Annotated in this window: 16 protein-coding genes; 5 read left to right on the top strand and 11 right to left on the bottom strand. The window is 68.4% G+C overall.

Translation table 11 applies throughout. The features are described 5' to 3' along the window. Positions 1-158 precede the first annotated feature (158 nt). The gene (locus KXC42_RS12695; protein ID WP_219129101.1) at positions 159-641 is read right to left on the bottom strand and encodes a DinB family protein; all 483 of its coding nucleotides are present in this window, start codon (positions 639-641) and stop codon (positions 159-161) included. 497 nt (positions 642-1,138) lie between these two features. Between KXC42_RS12695 and KXC42_RS12690 the strand changes: the two genes are divergently transcribed. Beyond that, a complete protein-coding gene (locus tag KXC42_RS12690) occupies positions 1,139-2,101 on the top strand; it encodes a recombinase family protein (protein WP_219129100.1) in 963 nt (320 codons plus the stop codon). A gap of 32 nt (positions 2,102-2,133) precedes the next feature. On the opposite strand, the gene KXC42_RS12685 is transcribed toward KXC42_RS12690, so the two are convergent. From KXC42_RS12685 to KXC42_RS12670, 4 genes are all read right to left on the bottom strand, one after another. Then, positions 2,134-3,519 (bottom strand): FAD-binding oxidoreductase, encoded by a 1,386-nt coding sequence (locus KXC42_RS12685; RefSeq protein ID WP_306833794.1) that lies wholly within the window; start codon positions 3,517-3,519, stop codon positions 2,134-2,136. Positions 3,520-3,627: 108 nt separating this feature from the next. Then, positions 3,628-3,834 (bottom strand): recombinase family protein, encoded by a 207-nt coding sequence (locus tag KXC42_RS12680; protein ID WP_373922154.1) that lies wholly within the window; start codon positions 3,832-3,834, stop codon positions 3,628-3,630. A gap of 209 nt (positions 3,835-4,043) precedes the next feature. Beyond that, the gene (locus KXC42_RS12675; protein ID WP_016997609.1) at positions 4,044-4,646 is read right to left on the bottom strand and encodes a cadmium resistance transporter; all 603 of its coding nucleotides are present in this window, start codon (positions 4,644-4,646) and stop codon (positions 4,044-4,046) included. Continuing rightward, the gene (locus KXC42_RS12670; RefSeq protein ID WP_006590980.1) at positions 4,643-5,002 is read right to left on the bottom strand and encodes a helix-turn-helix transcriptional regulator; all 360 of its coding nucleotides are present in this window, start codon (positions 5,000-5,002) and stop codon (positions 4,643-4,645) included. Before KXC42_RS12670 ends, KXC42_RS12675 begins: the two co-directional genes overlap by 4 nt. Positions 5,003-5,195: 193 nt before the next feature. Between KXC42_RS12670 and KXC42_RS12665 the strand changes: the two genes are divergently transcribed. From KXC42_RS12665 to KXC42_RS12655, 3 genes are read left to right on the top strand one after another with little or no spacing between them, the layout of a single operon-like run. Further along, the gene (locus KXC42_RS12665; protein ID WP_064441666.1) at positions 5,196-5,792 is read left to right on the top strand and encodes a recombinase family protein; all 597 of its coding nucleotides are present in this window, start codon (positions 5,196-5,198) and stop codon (positions 5,790-5,792) included. A gap of 7 nt (positions 5,793-5,799) precedes the next feature. Continuing rightward, on the top strand, positions 5,800-7,197 hold the full coding sequence (locus tag KXC42_RS12660) for a Mu transposase C-terminal domain-containing protein (protein ID WP_082937603.1): 1,398 nt from the start codon (positions 5,800-5,802) through the stop codon (positions 7,195-7,197). Further along, positions 7,194-8,012: an AAA family ATPase gene (locus KXC42_RS12655; protein ID WP_064851817.1), complete on the top strand. Its 819-nt coding sequence runs from the start codon at positions 7,194-7,196 to the stop codon at positions 8,010-8,012. The genes KXC42_RS12660 and KXC42_RS12655 overlap by 4 nt, the downstream gene beginning before the upstream one ends. Before the next feature lie 468 nt (positions 8,013-8,480). Here KXC42_RS12655 and KXC42_RS12650 read toward each other — a convergent pair whose 3' ends face one another. Both KXC42_RS12650 and KXC42_RS12645 read right to left on the bottom strand, forming a co-directional pair. Beyond that, a complete protein-coding gene (locus tag KXC42_RS12650) occupies positions 8,481-9,227 on the bottom strand; it encodes an SDR family NAD(P)-dependent oxidoreductase (protein WP_006552186.1) in 747 nt (248 codons plus the stop codon). 147 nt (positions 9,228-9,374) lie between these two features. Next, a complete protein-coding gene (locus tag KXC42_RS12645; RefSeq protein WP_219129099.1) occupies positions 9,375-10,505 on the bottom strand; it encodes a Xaa-Pro peptidase family protein in 1,131 nt (376 codons plus the stop codon). Positions 10,506-10,540: 35 nt separating this feature from the next. On the opposite strand from KXC42_RS12645, the gene KXC42_RS12640 reads away from it, so the two are divergent. After that, on the top strand, positions 10,541-11,518 hold the full coding sequence (locus tag KXC42_RS12640) for a 5'-3' exonuclease (protein ID WP_219129098.1): 978 nt from the start codon (positions 10,541-10,543) through the stop codon (positions 11,516-11,518). Between the two features lie 10 nt (positions 11,519-11,528). Here KXC42_RS12640 and KXC42_RS27295 read toward each other — a convergent pair whose 3' ends face one another. From KXC42_RS27295 to tatA, 4 genes are all read right to left on the bottom strand, one after another. Next, positions 11,529-12,410 carry a DUF4333 domain-containing protein gene (locus tag KXC42_RS27295; RefSeq protein WP_257605818.1) on the bottom strand — a complete coding sequence of 294 codons (882 nt, stop codon included), beginning with the start codon at positions 12,408-12,410 and terminating at the stop codon, positions 11,529-11,531. Between the two features lie 106 nt (positions 12,411-12,516). Further along, positions 12,517-15,273, bottom strand: coding sequence for an RNA helicase (locus tag KXC42_RS12630; protein ID WP_219129097.1), 2,757 nt, complete (start codon positions 15,271-15,273; stop codon positions 12,517-12,519). Next, positions 15,270-16,232, bottom strand: coding sequence for a twin-arginine translocase subunit TatC (gene tatC, locus KXC42_RS12625; RefSeq protein WP_033098353.1), 963 nt, complete (start codon positions 16,230-16,232; stop codon positions 15,270-15,272). The genes KXC42_RS12630 and tatC overlap by 4 nt, the downstream gene beginning before the upstream one ends. A 104-nt stretch (positions 16,233-16,336) precedes the next feature. Continuing rightward, positions 16,337-16,591 (bottom strand): Sec-independent protein translocase subunit TatA, encoded by a 255-nt coding sequence (tatA, locus tag KXC42_RS12620; RefSeq protein WP_033098352.1) that lies wholly within the window; start codon positions 16,589-16,591, stop codon positions 16,337-16,339. Positions 16,592-16,663: the final 72 nt, after the last annotated feature.

The raw sequence follows: 16,663 nt of genomic DNA, 5'->3' as shown, positions 1-16,663 counted from the left end.
GGTGGTGTTCACGGTGGTCTGGTCTATATCGACGGGGTTCGCGATGCAGGGCATCAGCTGCTGCATCGTCGCCCCCATTGCAGGGTTCGGTCCGGGAAGCAGAGACCAAGGGCGGAGAGTTGGACGCTCACAGCGTCCGGGCTATGGGGAGGATTCAGTCATTGGGCCTCGATCTGTTCGCGCAGGATGTCTCCGTGGCCAGCGTGCCGGGCGAACTCGGCGGTCATGAACACATAGATCCAGCGAAGGCTGACGACGCCTTCCACGTGTGGATGCTCACGAGTCTCGTCGAGGGGGGTCCGCGCTGCGATAGACCTGGCTCGGGCGCTGGCGCGTTCGAACTCCCCGATCACCTCGGACACCGTCTCGTCATCGCCCACCTCGAATCCTCCGTGTGCCCACAGCGGGCCGTCGCATTCGTTGTCGGCGAGCCGTCCGAGCGTGCGCTGGAACCACATTCGCTCGGCGAATGCGGCGTGTTTGATCAGGGTTATCGGGGTTGTCAGCGAGGGTACGAGGCGGCTTCTGGCGTCGGTTTCGGACAGGCCGCGGACCGTGTCGATGAGATCGGCGCGTGCCTGGTCGAGCAGGGTCTCAAGCAGTTCTCGTTCGGTGCCGGGGATGCGAATCGAAGTGGTCATCGTAGGCTGATCCTTTCCTGGCCGGTCCGGCGCACGCCAGACAGACCGATCTGCTGGTGGTTCGGAAACGGTTCGCCGGAAAGGAACCGGCGCCGGGATGGTCGTGTGCTTCGCGACCAGGAATTCTGATTCGGCCGCCGATGGGTTTGCAGCTCACATCAGAAGTAGGCGCGGCGGACCGCTCACGAACTTACCACTGCTGCTACGGCAGCAATCGGGCTTCCCCCGGATGCTGAATCAGCGAACTAACTCCACACCATCACCGCCGACGTTGTCGAAACCGTCTGCAGCACCCTTGTCATTGGCGCCAGCTGACGATGCGAGAACTCCGCCATCTATCGCCGCGAGTCACAGTGATTGAGCCTCACCGAAGCGTGACGGGAAACCATCGTTTGTCGACACATCCGATGGTCGGATCGTCAACCCAGGTCGACTCTGTCGAAAACCCGCGTCGATAATCAACGTCGGATAACCCCAGATTCGGATATTGTCGACACGTGCTGATCGGCTATGCCCGCGTCTCGACCGGAGACCAGAATCCGAACCATCAGATCGACGCCCTACGCCGGGCCGGCGTCGCCGACGAGAACATTCATGTCGACTACGCCTCCGGCGCAAAGGCGTCCCGACCGCAACTGGACCTGGTGCTCAGGCTCCTACGCGACGGTGACCAGCTCGCGATCACTCGTCTCGACCGGTTGGGTCGCTCGGTACTGCACCTGATCGGTCTCGGCGCGCAGCTCCGGGAGAAGGGCGTGGGCTTGAAGGTGCTCGAGCAGTGCATCGACACCGCCACCGCGGAGGGCCGCGCCATGTTCGGGATGCTCTCGGTGCTCGCCGAACTCCAACGCGAATTGATCGTGGCCAACACCCGCGACGGACTGGCCGCCGCCCGGGCCCGCGGCCGCAAGGGCGGCCGGCCACCGAAACTCACCGCCGAGCAGGTCGAGCACGCCCAACGTCTCTACGACGGGGGCAAGCACACCGTCGCCCAGATCGCCGGCCTGCTCGGCGTGCGCCGCACCACTCTCTACGGGCACCTCACGAAGACCGACACCGTGCCGGCGGAGGCTGCGACGCCGACTGGCGTCAATCCACGCGTGTCTGCGGTTGAACACCCCGCCCCGCCGCGAAAGACGACGTCGCGTGCCTGCCCGAGCTGCGGGCACGAGCCCGCCACCCGATCCGAGGCGGCACACCAGCGCGCCGACCTGGCCGTCACCTGGCTGTACCTCGACCCCGAGGACCCCGACACGATCATCACCCGACACCATTGCCGCAGTTGCCAACCCGACGACAAGGCTGTCGACGTCGCCTGCACCATCTGCGGAGACGGCCCCATTCTCGCGGGAGAACCCGGCGCTGGCGCCGAGGACGGCGTGCCAGAGCCGATCCAGCGATGGCTTACCGAAGCGGGATGGCAGACGACACCGACACTGCTGTGTCCCGACCATGTCTGAAAGACCGGTGCAGGTCACGCGCGAACGCTGGCCTACCCGGAGACCAAGCGGAGCCGACGAGCCAGGTCGGAGACGAATATCCGGTCGGGGTCCATCCGATCCCGCGTGGCTTGCCATTCCTCGAGCCGCGGATACATTCGTGCGATGCGCTCGGGTGTGGTGCGTGAGTCCTTCGCGAAGTAGAGCCGGCCGCCGAGATCGAGGACGCGCTCGTCGAGTTCGTCGCAGAATCTGCCCAGGCCGTCCTTCATCGGGAAGTCGAGGCTCAGCATGTATCCCGGCTGCGGCCAGGAGAGCGGCGCAGGATTGCCCTCGCCCATGCGCTTGAACACGTTTAGGAACGACCTGTGACCGGACTCGGCGATCGCCCGGACGACGTCAGCGAGCTGCTGCTCAGCACCGAACGGAACCGAGAACTGGTACTGCATAAACCCTTTCGATCCGTAGGCCCGGTTCCATTCTCCGAGCAGGTCCAGCGGGTGATAGAACTGCGTCAGATTTTGGATCGTTCCCCGGCCGTGTTTCGGGTACATGCGATACGCGGCCTCGGCGGCAACCCTCGTCGTGAACCGGTTGACCATCCCGCTCGGGAAGATGTCCGGGACGGTGAACAGTTGTGGGGCGTTGAACCGCAGTGGGTCCCGGCGAAGTTTCGGCGGAAGCTGGTCCACGGTGGCCAGCGACCCTCGGGTGAATCCCGCTCGACCCAGCTTCGAGCCGGTCGAGATCGTATCGGGCACCGACATCGAGTAGTCGTAGCCTTCATCAGAACCGCCGGTCAGCAGATCCATCGTCTCGTCGAGGTTGGCCGTGCGGTCGTGGTCGGCAATGAAGTAGGCGGTCTCGGTGTGCTTCATTCGTACGCGCGCCCGCACGACGATGCCAGTCAGGCCCATTCCGCCGACTGTTGCCCAGAACAGGTCCTGCTCCGCGCCGGAGGGTGACAAAGTACGAACACTTCCATCGGCGGCCAACAGGTCGAGGGACTCGACGTGGTTGCCGAAACTGCCGTGCGAGTGATGGTTCTTGCCGTGGATGTCGGCACCGATCGCGCCGCCGACCGTGACCTGCCGGGTGCCGGGTAGTACGGGAACCCACAGGCCGTACGGAAGGACGGCGCGCATCAGCGTATCGAGGCTGACACCGGCATCGAGATCGACGACACCCGAGTCGGGGTCGATGTGGTGGATACGGTGCAGCGCCGTCATGTCGACGACGAGGCCGCCCGCATTCTGCGCGGGGTCGCCATAGCTGCGCCCCAGTCCGCGCGCGATAACCCCGCGCGGGCCGGCTTGCTGCACTGCCTGGGCAATTACCTCGAGGTCGGGGGTGCGCAGCACGTCTGCTGGTGTCGCTGCACGCCTACCCCACCCGCTCAGAGAACGCCGTTCGGTTCTGAACTCAGTCGTCACAGTCACCCTGACACGATAGCCACGCCGCTCGGACGCGCCGAACACTCGCGATGGCCAGCGGCGCAGTCGGACCCAATACAGGGGCGAGAGATAGAGCGCAGGATTCGGAGAGTTTCAATACCCGACTGTCCCATTAGACCGAAGGTGAGAGAACACCTCGTCGAGCTGCGGCCGGGCGGTGGTAGCACCGCTGGCGGTCTCAGTCCAGATCCGCGAACACCCCGCGGCCCTCAGTGCGTCGCTCTGCAGATCGAGGGTCTGATCGGTCGTCGAGACCCTCGCATAGCCCAGAAGTTCGCTCACAAGCTCGCAGTGTTCCATAACTCGCCGACAAGGCTGGTTTTGAACCAGAGGTTTTAGACATGGGTTTCGGAACAGTTTGTGGCTTCGTTCGCTTGGTGGCGGGGTTTTTGCAGCGCTCCGTGGCGGTCTTGTTGCCGCGATCGCACAGGACTGGCTGCAGGTAGGTGTCGCGGTCTGAACCGAGAGGGGTGCGCCCGGTCGGGGCCGTTTGGATCGCTGCCGCTACGTCAGAGTCCGAAGGCTCCGCCGCTGACGAGGATCACGATGCCGAGGCCGATGAGAACGATGGGGAAGAGGATGTGCTCCCAGCGTTCGAGCACTTCGGCGATCGGGGGGCGGGTGGCGACGAACTTTGCCAGGGCCACCAGGACCGCGACGAGCGCGAGGAAGACGATGCAGTAGGCGACTACTGCGAGAGGTTCCACGCTGAGGAAGACAGGGGTGTAGACGCCGATGTTGTCGCCGCCGTTGGCAAGGGTGACGCCTGCGACTGTCCACACGCCGACCTTCTTGCCGGCAACCTTGGCCTCGTCGTCATCGTCGTCATCGTCTCCGCGCCAGGCCTGCCATGCGGCCCAGAGGCCGAGGCCCAGAGGGATGAGACCGAAGTACGGGATGGCTGCCGAGGGCAGGAATGCTCCGGCACCGATGGTCACCAGGACCGCGGCACCGAGGATGCCGGCGAATCCGAGGTACTGGCCGGCCAGAATGCGGGCGGTAGTGCCGCGCTGGCCTGCCCCTCGCGCGAAGAAGAGGGAGAGCACGATGATGTCGTCGATGTTGGTCGCTGCGAACAGGCCCATCGCCTGCAAGACCGAGGTGAGGATCATGCGCCCTCCCCAGCTGCGTCGCATCCGGGAAGCGAGCAGGCGGGATCGATGCACGGGGCGTCTTCGTCCACTGCCAGGGTGGCATCGACCAGTGCCGTCAGCGCCTGCGCCAGGTGCGAATCGGCGATCTCATATCGTGTCCGACGACCCTCGGGCTCGGAGACGACGATCCCGCAATCGCGCAGGCATGCCAGGTGGTTGGACACGTTCGGGCGTGTCAGGTCCAGATCTCGGGCCAGTTCCGCCGGGTAAGCGGGATGGTCGAGCAGGGTCAAGATGATCCGGGATCGAGTGGGGTCGGCCAGTGCACGACCCAGGCGGTTCATCACGTCGAGACGCGATGCAATAGTCAGCATGAACTGAACTATACAGCGCGTACTGAACACTCGTTCACAGGCGTCAGCCCAGATCGCATGCCCGTAAGGGGAACCCTCACCGGACACCACCGCTACTTATCGAGAGGAACGACGGCACGCCTGGCGGGCTGTCCCGTAAGACCCGTCCGGTGAACTGTCCGGTGAAGGGAGGCTATATGACACACTGGGGAGCATGTCCCCCTTGAAGGTCGGCTATGCCCGAGTCTCCACCGACGAGCAGGACCTGACCGCGCAGCGTGACGGACTCGCGGCGTTCGGCGTCGATCCCAAGCGCATCTACGTCGATCACGGGCTCACGGGCCGCAACGCCGACCGTGAGGGCCTGCAGCAGGCGCTGGCAGCGTGTCGGGACGGCGATACATTCGTGGTCACCAAGCTCGATCGGCTGGCGCGTTCGGTCCGTGATGCCCACCAGATCGCCGACGACCTCGCGGCGCGGGAAGTGAAGCTGAGCATCGCCGGATCGGTGTACGACCCGACCGACCCGATGGGGAAACTGTTGTTCAACGTGCTGGCGATGGTCGCCGAATTCGAAGCCGACCTCATCCGTGCCCGCACCCGCGAGGGGATGAAGGTCGCCAAGGCCAAGGGCCGGCTGCGCGGGAAGTCACCGAAACTCACCCCCCGGCAAGAAGCTCACCTCGTCCAGCTACATGCCGCCGACGAGCACACTGTGGGCGAGCTGGCCGAGCTGTTCAGCGTGGGCCGCTCGACGGTCTACCGCGCCCTTCAGCGCGCCGAGCGCGGGCGCGAGAACGCCTTGCAGTAGGTGCGTCGTGGACGCTCGAGCGCGGTGGCGAATCCTCAGGCTCCACGTCGAGGACCAGGTGCCCCTCGCGCGCTTAGCTCGCGAGACCGATGTTGGGCTGCGGACCCTGGAGCGCTGGCACGCCCGCTACCGCGCCGACGGCTACGCCGGACTGGAGACAGCCTCGCGAGCGGACACCGGCTCCCGCCGCCTTCCGCCCGACCTCGTCCACCTGATCGAGGGCCTGGCACTGAGCAAGCCGCGGCCGGCCATCGCCACCATCCACCGCAAAGTCACCGGCATCTGCGCCGCCCGGAGATGGCCGGTCCCCTCCTACTCGGTGGTGTGGGACATCGTGCGGACCCTGGATCCCGGCATGGTCACCCTCGCCCTGGAGGGCGCAGCGTCCTACCGCGACAAGCACGAGCTGGTGCTACGCCGGCAAGCAGAGCTGCCCAACGCGATGTGGCAATCCGATCACACCATGCTCGACATCCTGGTGGTGGGCACCGACGGCAAGCCCGCACGGCCATGGCTGACAACGATCCTCGACGACTGCTCCCGGGCGGTCTGCGGCTACACAGTCTTCCTGGGCGCACCGTCGGCGATGAACACCGCCCTGGCGCTGCGCCAAGCGATCTGGCACAAGACCGACCCGGCCTGGCCGATGTGCGGCCTGCCCGACGTGCTCTACGTCGACCACGGCAGCGACTTCACCAGTGACCAGCTCGCCCACACCGCCGTCGACCTCCACATCCGACTGATCCACTCCACCGTCGCCCGACCCCAGGGACGGGGCAAGATCGAGCGGTTCTTCGGCACCATCAACACCGAGCTACTCGCCACCCTGCCCGGACACATCACCGAAGGGCACCCCTGGCCGACACCGAAACTGTCCCTGGCCGCCCTCGATAGCGCCCTGGAGGCGTTCGTGGCCACCTACAACGACCGCACGCACAGCGAGCTCGGAACCTCCCCGCGCAGCGCGTGGATCGCCGATGGCTGGCTGCCCCGAATGCCCGAGAGCCTGGAAGACCTCGACAGACTGCTGTTGACCGTCGCCAAGACCCGCGTCGTGCGCCGCGATGGCATCCGCTTCCAGGGCCTGCGCTACGTCTCGCCAACTCTGGCCGGCTACGTCGGACGCTCGGTCGTGATCCGCTACGACCCCCGCGACATCACCGAGATCCGCGTCTTCGATCACGACGAATTCGTCTGCAAGGCCGTCAACCAAGAGCACCACGACCAGAAGGTCAGCCTCAAGGAGATCCAGGCCGCGCGCAACGCCCGCCGCCGGGCGCTGCGAGCCGGCATCAACGAACGCATCGCCCTCGTGGCCGCACCTACCGAGACGCCACGGATCACCGAAGCACCGGCTCCGGCGCCGAGGTCCGCGTTGAAGATCTACAAGGAGGACCTCAGGTGAGCCAGCGCTTCATCGTCACCAAGGAGCACCGCCGCTTCACCGAGTTCGCCGACGCCGTGCGCCGCGGGCACACCATCGGTTTGTGCTTCGGATCAGCCGGCGTAGGAAAGACACTCTCCGCGCGCCGCTACGCACACGACGAGAAGGCTCATGACCTGCTGACCTACTGGGGGCCGCGCTCCGACAACGACGCCAAGATCTACGCCGCCTTGAACCGGAGCCGCACCGTGCTCTACACCCCCAGCGTGCTGACCACCCCGCGGACCCTGAAGGACGAGCTGACCCAAGCCATCACCCGCACCAACATGTGCATCGAGCAGCACCTCGTACCTCCCGGCACGGCCACTCCCGAGGCCTGGGGATGGCGACACGGCAGGAACTACGTGGAGCTGATCATCGTCGACGAGGCCGAACGACTGCGTCCCGCCGCTCTGGAACTGCTGCGCGATCGCTACGACCGCGACGACATCGCCCTGATCCTGATCGGCATGCCCGGCCTGGAGAAGCCGTTCAGCCACTACCCCCAGTTCTACAGCCGAGTCGGCTTCGCCCACCAGTACCGGCCCCTGGGACAAGACGAACTGCTGTTCGTCCTCGAGCGACACTGGCGATCCCTCGGCAAGACCCTCGACCCCGACGACTTCACCGACGCCCAAGCCATCGCAGCCATCGCACGGATCACCCGCGGCAACTTCCGGCTCCTCGAACGCCTCTTCCCCCAGATCCAGCGGGTCCTGAAGATCAACGAACTCGACACCATCACCAACGACGTCATCGAAGCCGCACAGAGCACCCTGGTCATCGGTGTCACCTGACCCCGCCACGAAGCGACCGAAGAACCCCGCCATTCAGCAGACGAAGTCACAACAGTTGTCGCGCCTAGTCGGTCGATTCGGTCGCGGACGTTTCATATACGTTCGTTTTCGGAACAAGATCAATTTTGCGGACCGATCCTCAAACAGCACACCCCGACACGGTCCGGCACTCGATCGCGTCCTGCGGAAGACGGCCGTCCGACCGTCCTGCTTAACCGTCCTGCATGTCGGTCTCGAATAGCTGACCCAAACAGCACTTTCGTCGCCTCATGGATGGAATCCTGATCGGCTATTCCCGATGCAGCACCGTGGGCCAAGATCTGCAACCGCACCACGGAGCCCTCAAAGGCCGGAGTCCGCGACGACCGGATCTATACGGACAAGGGCGCTCTATACGGACAAGGGCTACGCGGGAGACAAGCGACATCGGCCCGGTCTGTGCGAAGCGCTCGCCGTCTGCCGCAGTCGTCAGCGCGGCAAACGCCGCCACATCGCCCGCGGCAGCAGGCGCATCCCGAAGAACACCGGGCGCAGCACCGCCGGCACCCACACCTCCCCGCGCCCGCGGTGCAGCGCCTGCACCGTCGCGCCGGCGACCTGCGGTGGGGTGCTCGACAACGGTGCAGGGCTCATGCCCTCCGTCATCCGGCCGATCACGAAACCGGGGCGCACCAGCAGCAACGACACCCCGCTGCCGTGCAAGGCATCCGCCAGGCCGGACGCGAAACCGTCGAGGCCGGCCTTCGCCGACCCGTACACATAGTTGGCGCGGCGCACCCGCCACCCGGCCACGGAGGAGAACACCACCAGCCGCCCCGAGCCCTGCGCGCGCAGCCGCTGGGCCAGGTCGGTGAGCAGCGCGACCTGCGCGAGATAGTCGGTGTGCACGATCGACACCGCATGGGCCGCATCGGTTTCCGCGTGGGCCTGGTCACCGAGGATGCCGAAGGCCAGCACCGCCACATCGATCGGCCCGAAGGCGGCGATCCGGTCGAGCACCGCGGTGTGTGTGTCGAGGGCGTCGGCGTCGAACTCGACCGGGTGCACCGCCGTCGCGCCTGCTACCCGCACGGCGGCGCACTCGTCGGCGAGGTCGTCGGCGCGACGGGCGGCGAGGATCACGGTGCGGCCCGGCGCGAGTCGGGTGGCGACCTCGACGCCGATCTCGCTGCGTCCCCCGAAGATGACGACGGTTCCCTGCGCGGTGTGGTTCATGCGGCCAGTGTCCCGGGTCGAGCTCCGGGATGCAGTGGCGGGGTTCTACTCTCTGCGGGATGGACAGTGACCGCACCCCGAGCATCGACGTCTCCCTCGCCGACAAGCTGCTCGCCCTGCTCGACGAGCGGTGAACCCGGCCGGGTGTCAGCCCGGCAGCACCGTCAATCCGTGCGGGCGCAGGTTCATCGACTCGCAGCCGTCCTCGGTGACGACGACGATGTCCTCGATCCGCGCACCCCACTCACCGCGGAAGTAGATGCCCGGTTCGATGCTGAACGCCATGCCGGGCTGCAGGATGTCGTCGTTGCCGGAGACGATGTACGGCTCCTCGTGCACCGACAGGCCGATGCCGTGCCCGGTGCGGTGCACGAACGCCTCCCCGTAGCCGGCGGCGGCAAGCAGGTTGCGGGCGGCGGCGTCGACGTCCTCGGCGCGCACGCCGGGCCGCACCGCATCCACTGCGGTCTGTTGTGCCTTCTCGAGCACCGCAATCTTCGTCGCGATCTCCGGGTCCGGTTCGCCGATGCTGTAGGTGCGGGTCGAATCCGAGTAGTAGCCAGGTTCGACGGGACCACCGATGTCGACGACGACGATGTCGCCGGATTCGATGACCCGCTCGGACACCTCGTGGTGCGGGTCGGCGCCGTGCGGGCCGGAACCGACGATGACGAACGCCGCCGCGGTGTGTCCCTCTTCGAGGATGGCGGCGGTGATGTCCGTGGCCACCTCGGCTTCGGTGCGTCCCGCGCGCAACCATTCACCCATGCGGGCGTGCACCCGGTCGATGGCGGCACCAGCGCGGCGCAACGCCTCGACCTCGTCGGTGTCCTTGACCATCCGCAGCTGCCGGATCACCGACGTCGCAAGCGCCGGGGCGTTGCCGAACCGGGCGGTCAGCGGCACCAGGTGCAGCGCCGGCATCGCCTCGGCCACCGCGAACGCCCCCGCCGTCGCGACGAGTTCGCGCACGAGCGCGTAAGGATCCTGACCGTCCACCCAGTCCCGCACCGGCAGACCGAGCTCACCGATCGCGGAGTCGTTCAGCGACGCCAACTCCAGCCGCGGCACCACCACGGTGGCGCCGGAGCCGTCGGTGGGGATCACCAGGCAGGTCAGACGCTCGAACGACTCGGCGCGCGAACCGGTGAGATACCGCAGGTCCGGTCCGGGGGTGATGAGCAGCGCGTCGAAGCCGGCGACGGCACCGAGTTCGGCGGCGCGGGCCAGGCGGGCCGCGTAACGGTCGGCGGGGAATCGGGGGACGGCAGTGGTCATGTCTTCGAGCCTAGTGGCCGCGGCCGGATGGCAGGATGTGGTCCGTGACCGCACCGGAGAACCCCACGCCCGCACCGGACCCCACGCTGATGTTGCTCGACGGCGCGAGCCTGTGGTTCCGCGCCTTCCACGCCATCCCGGAGAAGGTCACCGCCCCCGACGGCAGCCCGGTCAACGCGGTGCGCGGCTTAGTGGACATGGTGGCCTCGCTGATCCGCACCCACCGCCCCACCCGGCTGGTGGTGTGCCTGGATCTGGACTGGCGGCCGGCCTTCCGTGTCGCGGCGATCCCCAGTTACAAGGCGCACCGGGTCGCCACCGGGTCGGACGGCACCGTCGAGGAGGTCCCACCCGCGCTGCTGCCGCAGGTGCCGGTGATCCTCGACGTGCTCGCCGCCGCCGGCATCGCCACCGGCGGGGCGGCCGGTTTCGAGGCCGACGACGTGCTCGGCACCCTCGCCGCCCGCGAGACCATCGACCGGGTGATCGTGGTCAGCGGCGACCGCGACCTGCTGCAGGTCGTCGCCGACAGTCCGGTGCCGGTGCGAGTGCTCTACGCCGGGCGCGGATTGGCCAAGGCCGAGTTGTTCGATCCGGCGTTGGTCGCCGAACGCTACGGGGTGCCCGGCGAGCGGGCCGGCGCCGCCTACGCCGAACTCGCGGTGCTGCGCGGCGACCCGTCGGACGGACTGCCCGGCGTCAAGGGGGTCGGGGAAAAGACCGCCGCGTCGTTGCTGCAGCAGTACGGCTCCCTCGACGCGGTGCGCGCGGCCGCGGTCGACGAGTCGTCGTCGATGGCGAAGGGCATGCGGGTCAAACTCGCCGCTGCGGCGGACTATCTGGATGCGGCGCTGCCGGTGGTGCGGGTCGCCACCGACGCCGACGTGGACCTGTCCCGCTCGGACGTGTTGCCGGCGGCACCGGCCGCTCCGGAGCAGCTCACCGCGCTGGCACAGCGGTGGGGTCTGGAACGGCCGGTGTCCGCGCTGGTCGCGGCCCTGGCCGACCGATGACCGCTTCCGGTCAGTTGGGGCGGCCGACCTCGTAGGTGCCGTTGTCGTCGGTGATGGTGACGGTCACCTCCCGGAACTGGTCGTCCACGGTGACCGCGCAGGTGAAGCTGTGGCCGGCCTCGACCTTCTGATCGCTCGGGCACTGCACGTCGCCGACCTGCCCGGCCCCGTAGGACTCGGTGAGCACCTTCGCGATCCCCGCCTGGGTGGATTCGGTGTCGAGGACTTTCCCACCGAATATCGTCGTGGCGAGGATCCCGACGATGGCGAGCGCCACGACGAGCCCGGCGCCGCCGAGGATCCACGGCAGCTTCGACTTGCTGTTCTGCTGAGGCGCGCCGCCGGGCTGCTGCCAGGTGTTCGCGGGCGCTCCCCAGGGCTGCGCCCCGGCGGGCTGCTGCCCACCCCACCCGGGGGCGGGCTGCGTCGGTTGCTGACCGGGCGCGCCCCACGGCTGCTGTGCGCCCGGTTGCTGACCCCAGCCCGGTGCCTGTCCTGGTGCCTGCTGACCGGGTGCCGGCTGCCCCCAGCCGGGGGCGGGCGGCTGTGGGGCCGGACCCCAGCCCTGTTGCGGCGCACCGGTCGGCGCACCCCACGGATTCTGTTGCCCGGCACCGGGCTGCGCGGGAGTCTGCTGGCCGGCGGGCGGCGCCCACCCGGGCTGCGGAGCGTTCCCGCCCGCACCGGTGTCGGGTTGCCACGGCGACTGCCCGGCGGTCGACTGTCCCCAGCCGGTGCCGCTGCCCTGCCCCCACTGCTGCTGGCCGGCGGGCGGCGCCCACGGTGATCCGGGCTGCTCACCGCCCCCGGAGGTCGGGTTGGGTGCCCATGGATCCGTCGATTCCGGCGGCTTCTGCCCCGGCGAGTCCTGCGGTTCGTTCGGCCCGGTCATCGTCGTCTCCACTCACCCTTCCCGTTGTGTGCCCATACGGTAGCGTCCACCCGCCGCGCGGGCATCCACGCCTACCGGGCGTCCCGGACACCCCGCAGGGGCCGGGTCATTCGGCGGTGGGATCGACGGCGACGACCCCGCGACGCACCGCCCCGACCGCCTTGCCGGCGGTGCGGGCGAGTTCCGGATCGTCCGCGCAGGTGCGGACCTGGTCGAGCAGATCGATCAGCTGCCGGCACCACCGCACGAAATCTCCGGGTGAGAGTTCCTTGCCGGCGGCCTCCGCGGCGACGAGCGCCTCGGTCAGCGACGCGGTCGACGCCCAGGTGTAGGCGGCGGTGACGAAACCCAGATCCGGTTCGCGGGTCGGGGGCAGCCGGTGCCGGATCTCGTCGGCCCGCAAGCCGTCGCAGATCCGGGTGGTCTCGGCCAGCGCGTGCCGGATCGAGTCGGTCGGCCCGACGACGGTGACCGGTTCGTCGGTGCGCGACTCGTAGATCACCGCCGAGGCGACCGCCGCGAGTTCGGCGGCGGACAGTCCCGCCCAGGCACGGCGACGCACGCATTCGGCGACCAGCAGATCCGATTCGGTGTAGATGCGGGCGAGCCGCTCCCCCGCCTCGGTGGTCGCCGGATCGTCACCCTCGGTGAGATAGCCGCGTTCGGTGAGCAGCGCGACGATCCGCTCGAAGGTGCGCGCCAGCGAATCCGTCGCCGCGGCGGCCTTGCGGCGCTGCTGCTGGGTTTCGCGCAGCAACCGGTGGTAGCGCTCCCCGGCACGCGCCAGCGAGTCCAGATCGGGGTGCTTGCGGGCCGGATGGTGCTTGAGTTCGCGGCGCAACGCGTCGATCTCGCGGGTGTCGCCCTTGGACGTGCTGCGCTTGGGACGGCGCGGCGGCACGAGGCCCTTCGACCGCAACGCCGACGCGATGTCGCGGCGCCCACGGCCGGTGCGGTGATCGACGTGCCGCGGCAGCCGCAGCGTGCCCAGCACCGTCGCCGGGGTCGGGAAGTCCCCGGCGGAGAGGCGACCGGACCACGCGTCGGCGGTGACGACCTGCGGCCGCGGATCGCCGGCGTCGGTGTCCGGCAGCACCACCACGGCCAGGCCGGTGTGTTTACCGGCGGGCACGGCGATGATGTCACCGCGCCGCAGGGTCACCAGCGACGCCACCGCCGCGGCCCGGCGATCCTGCTTGCCGCGCCGCTCGTGGGCGCGTTCGGCGTCGGTCAGCTCGGCGCGCAACCGCAGATAGTCGAGGATCTCGCTGCCCTCACCGCCGAGCTGGTCGCGCAGCTGTGCGAGGGTGGCCTCGTTGCGGTCGATGCCGCGTTTGAGACCGACCACCGACTTGTCGGCCTGGAACTGGGCGAAGGACATCTCGAGCAGCGCCCGCGACCGCTCCACCCCGACGGCGTCGATGAGGTTGACCGCCATGTTGTAGGACGGGCGGAACGAGCTGCGCAGCGGGAATGTGCGGGTGGAGGCGAGCCCGGCGACCGCCGCCGGTTCGATGCCCGGCTGCCACAGCACCACCGCGTGGCCCTCGACGTCGATGCCGCGCCGCCCGGCCCGGCCGGTCAGCTGCGTGTACTCGCCGGGGGTCAGCTCGGCGTGGGTGTCGCCGTTGAACTTGACGAGCTTTTCGAGCACCACGGTGCGGGCCGGCATGTTGATGCCCAGCGCGAGGGTCTCGGTGGCGAACACCGCCCGCACCAGCCCCCGCACGAACAGTTCTTCGACGGTGTGCCGGAAAGCCGGCAACATCCCGGCGTGGTGGGCGGCGATGCCGCGTTCGAGGGCGGTGCGCCACGACGCGTAGCCGAGGACCTCGAGGTCGCCGCGCGGCAGATCCCGGGTGTGCTCGTCGACGATCCGGCGGATCTCGGCGGCTTCGGTCTCGTCGGTCAGGTGCAGACCCGAGCGCAGGCACTGCTGCACCGCGGCGTCGCAACCGGCGCGGCTGAACACGAAGGTAATCGCCGGCAACAGACCGTCGCGGTCGAGACGGACGATGACCTCCGGGCGCGGCGGCGGCCGGAAGCGGGGGCCGCGTTCACCCCAGCGGTCCATCCCGGACAGACTCTGCCGTTGCCGCACCGCCGACGCCAGCTCCGGGTTGACGACGATGTCGCGGCGCCGCCGGGTCGGGGCGGTGTGGGTGTCGGCGCGGCGGTCGAACAGGTCGTAGATACGGGAGCCGAGCATCATGTGCTGGTGCAGCGGGATGGGCCGCACCTCGTCGACGACGACGGTGGTGTCGCCGCGCACCGTGGTCATCCAGTCGCCGAACTCCTCGGCGTTCGACACGGTCGCCGACAGCGACGCCAGCCGCACGTCCTCCGGCAGGTGCAGGATCACCTCTTCCCACACGGCGCCGCGGAACCGGTCGGCGAGGAAGTGCACTTCGTCCATCACCACGTGGGTGAGCCCGATCAGGGCGGTGGACGACGCGTAGATCATGTTGCGCAGTACCTCGGTGGTCATCACCACCACCGGCGCATCGGAGTTGATGGACTGGTCGCCGGTGAGCAGACCCACCGAGTCCCGGCCGTGCCGGGCACACAGATCGGCGTACTTCTGGTTGCTCAGCGCCTTGATCGGGGTGGTGTAGAAGCACTTGGAACCGCCCTGCAGCGCCAGATACACCGCGAACTCGCCGACGACGGTCTTGCCGGCGCCGGTGGGGGCGCACACCAGCACCGAATGCCCACCCTCGAGGGCGCGGCACGCCTCGATCTGGAACGGATCGAGCGGGAACCCGAGGCCGGTGGCGAACTCCGCGAGCTGCGGGGTGGGGACGAGCGGCGCGGTGCCGGTCTCGTCGTTACCGGCAGGGCCGGGAGTGGGGTCGCCGGTCACAGGGTGTCGGAGTAGTCGGTGCGGGCCGGATCGGTCCGTACGGTGTCGGTGGGCGCCGTCGGCGCTGCCGGCTCCACCGGGCTCGGGGCCGGGATCGTCGAACCCTCGTCGTCGTCGAGATCGGCCCAGCCCTCGGCGCGGGCCTTGCGGGCGCGGCGCCGGTCGGTCAGCCGGGCGATCTGGATGGCGAACTCCACGAGCAGCGTGAGCGCCAACGCCAGGGCGAGCATGGAGAACGGATCCTGGCCGGGGGTGGCGATGGCGGCGAAGACGAACACCGCCATGATCAGCCCGCGCCGCCACGCCTTGAGCTTGGCGTAGGGCAGCACCCCGACGCCGTTGAGCGCGACGATCACCAGCGGGATCTCGAAGGACACCCCGAAGATCACCAGCAGGTTGATGAGGAACCCGAAGTATTCGGCGCCCGACAGGGCGGTGACCTGCACGTCGTTGCCGACGGACAGCAGGAACGACAACGCGTGGGAGATCACCAGATAGGCCAGTACCGCGCCGGTGACGAACAGCGCCGCCCCGCAGGTGACGAAGCCGATCGCGTAGCGGCGTTCCTTGCGGTACAGGCCGGGGGTGACGAACGCCCACAGTTGGTACAGCCAGATCGGGCACGCCATGACGATGCCGGCGGTCGCGGCGACCTTCAGGCGCAGCATGAACTGCTCGAACGGTCCGGTGGCGAGCAGTCGGCACGCCCCGTCGTTGCTCAGGTCGGCGCGGGCCGAGGCGGGTAGGTCGCAGTAGGGGCCGCGCAGGATCTCCCCGAGGCTGTCGAGGCCGAACAGGCTGCGGCTGTACCAGACGAAGCCGAGGATGGTGGTGAGCACGATCGCAGCGAGAGCGATCAGCAGACGCGTGCGCAATTCGTAGAGGTGCTCGACCAGCGACATGGTGCCGTCGGGATTGGTCTTGCGCCGGCTTCGGCGCGGATCGAACGGGATGCGCACGGTGCGGTTCTCAGCTCCTGTCGAGACCACCGGCGTGCGGGCGTGCCGGGGTCAGCGGAACGCCGGGACACCCGTGGTGGGCGCCCCGGCAGGATGAACGTCGGTCAGGCAGACCGCGGTTCGGTGTGCGTGTTCGGCGCGGCGGGATCGGCTGTCGGCTGCGCGGCCGGCAACGGATTCGGCGCCGGCTGCGGCGTGGACGCCCGGGCGTCGTCGTTCTGCATCTCCTTGACCTCGCTCTTGAAGATCCGGAGCGAACGACCGAGACCGCGCGCGGCGTCGGGCAGCTTCTTCGAACCGAAGAGAATCACGACCACCAGCGCCACGATGGCCCAGTGCCAGGGGCTCATTGCACCCATTTACAACAACCTCCACTGATCGGCTCCGATCGATGCTACCGGACCTCGAGCACACACCGAGGCTTCGCGCCG

This window comes from Rhodococcus sp. LW-XY12, from assembly GCF_019317345.1.
Lineage (GTDB): Bacteria > Actinomycetota > Actinomycetes > Mycobacteriales > Mycobacteriaceae > Rhodococcus > Rhodococcus pyridinivorans.
Note: the sequence above shows the minus strand (reverse complement) of the source record. Positions and strands in the feature narration are given on the sequence as shown.